Here is a 1099-nt window from a genome sequence, read left to right on the forward strand (position 1 = left end):
CCACCAGCTCGCCGCGCGCCGCCGCGTCGCCGGGATCGTCGGCGGCCAGCGCGGCCAGGACCTCGGCCGGGGTGTCGCCGGGGACGAAGCCGCTGGCGGCGACCAGCTCCTGACCGGCCGGCGACAGCGCGAACCGCAGGAAGTCGGCGACGGCGCCGCGCGGCGCGCCGGCGCTGTAGATCAGGAGCGCGCGGTAGATCGGGTAACGGCCGTCGCGGACGGTCGCCGCCGAGGGGGCGATCGCCGCCGCGCCCGCGCCGGGCGAGATCGCGACGGCGCGGACGCCGGCGTCCACCCAGCCCAGCCCGACGTAGCCGATCGCGTCGGGGTCGGCGGCGACCGCGGCGACCAGCGCGTCGCTGTGCTCGATCTCGCGGGCGCCGGCGTCGATCGTCGCCGGGTCGTGGCCATCGCCGCGCCGCACCACCTTGTCGACGAAGAAGTCGTGGGTGCCGGAGTAGCCGGGCCGGCTCAGCAGGTGGACCGGGCGGTCGGGGCCGCCGAGCTCGGACCAGCGCGTGATCTCGCCGCGGAACAGCCGCGACGCCTCGTCGATCGTCAGCGCCGCGATCGGGTTGTCGGGGTGGACGACGAGCGCGAGGCCGTCGTAGCCGAGCACGAGCTCGTCGAAGCGGACGCCGAGCCGCGCGGCGTCGTCGAGCTCGGCCGGCTTGACCGGGCGCGACGCCGCGCCGAGGTCGGCGGTGCCGTCGAGCAGGCCGACGAACGCGGTCGCCGAGCCCAGGGCCTCGACGGTGACCTCGACGTCGGGCCGGCGCGCCATGAACGCCTGCGCCAGCGCCGGGCCGAGGGCGCCGCCGATCGTGTCGCTGCCCTTGATGCGGACCCGCGCGGTCGCCGTGGTGCCGGCGAAGCTGACCGGCAGGTTGACCCACGCCGCCACCGGCGCGCCGCCCTGGCGCGCCGGCGCGAACCGCCACCCCCGCACCGCGTCCACCGCCGCCGCCTCGAACGCGGCCAGCTCGAGCCGCGACCGGTAGACGCTGACCTCGCGGACCCGGCCGTCGCGATCGACGAGCGCGCGACACACGATCGTCGGCGTCAGCGCCAGGTCGCTGACCGGCCGCGCCGGCGCCGC

The 1099-nt window shown here is 78.0% G+C and carries 1 protein-coding gene; it reads right to left on the reverse strand.

Features of this window, described 5'->3' with window-relative positions; translation table 11 throughout:
- The coding region (locus H6718_00045) for a TonB family protein (protein MCB9583752.1) at window positions 1–1099 on the reverse strand (1099 nt) is incomplete at both ends.

The organism is Polyangiaceae bacterium, from assembly GCA_020633205.1.
Classification (GTDB): Bacteria; Myxococcota_A; Polyangia; order Polyangiales; family Polyangiaceae; genus JAHBVY01.